4 protein-coding genes are annotated in these 1,612 nt (G+C 41.6%); all 4 read right to left on the bottom strand.

The features are described 5' to 3' along the window. Window positions 1-478 (bottom strand): type IV secretory system conjugative DNA transfer family protein (locus QI30_RS19590; RefSeq protein ID WP_158621104.1); only part of this gene is annotated, 478 nt, incomplete at its 3' end. Beyond that, on the bottom strand, window positions 475-891 hold the full coding sequence (locus QI30_RS19585; RefSeq protein ID WP_126992132.1) for a hypothetical protein: 417 nt from the start codon (window positions 889-891) through the stop codon (window positions 475-477). The genes QI30_RS19590 and QI30_RS19585, both read right to left, overlap by 4 nt. Next, the gene (locus tag QI30_RS19580) at window positions 888-1,442 is read right to left on the bottom strand and encodes a hypothetical protein (RefSeq protein ID WP_126992131.1); all 555 of its coding nucleotides are present in this window, start codon (window positions 1,440-1,442) and stop codon (window positions 888-890) included. Before QI30_RS19580 ends, QI30_RS19585 begins: the two co-directional genes overlap by 4 nt. Beyond that, the coding region (locus tag QI30_RS21310; protein WP_199754746.1) for an NlpC/P60 family protein at window positions 1,439-1,612 on the bottom strand (174 nt) is incomplete at its 5' end. The genes QI30_RS21310 and QI30_RS19580, both read right to left, overlap by 4 nt.

The following is a 1,612-nucleotide window of genomic DNA, read 5'->3' as shown; positions in this document are numbered from 1 at the left end:
CAAAGGTTTGTAGGAATTCAAGTAACCCTCGCATATTGCGATTCTTTGGCTCTAGCTCATGAATGGCGTATAGAATAAGAGCTTTCAGTAAGGCACGCTGCGAGTAGTACCAGACGTCTCGCTTGCCGTCCTTATTCGCACTATCCACCATCTTCGTCGCAACTGTGGTCGCCTGCGTTTCCTTACGCACATAATCTAGCGGATTATGCCGATCGCTCGCCTGCATGTTCATAAAATTAATGACATGTACCTCGTAGCCTTGTGCCTCTTTAATCGCTGCCGTTTTCTCGTACACCTCAGCCTTTGGATCTGTTATGACAATGCTGTTCTCGGTTTCATATAAAACATTCGTCATAACAAAGGACTGCGTTTTATAGCTCCCAGGTCCACCAACAACCATAATATTACGGTTCGGCTTTGATTCATTTGGCTGGATTAACACTTTTTTATTGTAGATGCCTAAAATAGTACCGTTCATTCTACATCACGCCCTTTAAGTGACTGTAAAAATGTTTCACGCACATCCTTTTCTGATTTTGCGATAAAATTTCCATCTAATATTTCCTTTTCCTTCGCCCAACGTGCCGAGCCGTGATATGCATTCTTTTCGTGAATGTCCCACCCGTCCTTTTTCGTTTTGCGCTTTAATTGCAGTAACGCACTATAAAACAAATTAAGCACCGTCAAAATGAAAAACAATGGATTTTTAGATGCCACGTAGCCTTCTATCGCCTGTACAGGATGTAGAAACAGCTCCTTTACACTCCCAAGCATTGCATCTGTCGTAATGGCAAGCTTCAGTTCACCAAGCAGTAAAATGAAATCAATGAGCACGAGTATGACGACTTCAAAGGCTAGAAAGCTGACGATAAACCAGAGAAGCTTTTTCATACACCGTCCACCTCCGTCATATTACCAATGACCTTAAATTCCCCAAGGATAAACTGCTCCTCACTCTTTAAAACGCTCACCTCATACAACTGACTACCGTGATTGACCAGTGCCCCATCTAAAAAATAGTTGGTCGTGGTGTACACTAAAAACGTGTGGGGCTCCTTAGGATTCAAATAAATTTGTACATCTTCTACTTCATTTTTCATTGCGACAACAGGTGGTGAAAGAGAGGAGGCACCTTTTAATTTGTTCAGTACATCTAATTCAACAAAATTCGACAATTCATTAAAGCGAGTAACATAGGAATCATTGTCATAGTTCAAATAAACCCGAAAAGCTTGCTCTACAAAAGCAACTTCCTCACCGGTTACTTGTAAGCCGGTAACAGCCGAAAGTTCTTCATTCTTTAGCGTGAGTGCCTCGAGTTCCCCATTCTTTCGTTCAATCGTTTCCTTTAAAGCCTTCTTATCATTAGACAGCACAAAAATTGAACCTGCTAAAACGAGAACAATGAATACAAATACACCTACGACAATCCCTTGCTTCATCCTCCCTCACCTCCTGAAAAGTCAACAATGCGACCGTACCCATATAAATGCTCTTGCCAATAACGATTATTTAAATCAGTAAAGCCAATCCCTCCACCATTTGCATCAAACATTTTGCCGTTCCCTACATACATGCCAATATGAGTGACAGGTCTACCGGCATTATACGT

The sequence above is a fragment of the Candidatus Kurthia intestinigallinarum genome (assembly GCF_003991225.1).
Lineage (GTDB): Bacteria > Bacillota > Bacilli > Bacillales_A > Planococcaceae > Kurthia > Kurthia populi.
This window is presented reverse-complemented; position numbering and strand designations above follow the sequence as displayed.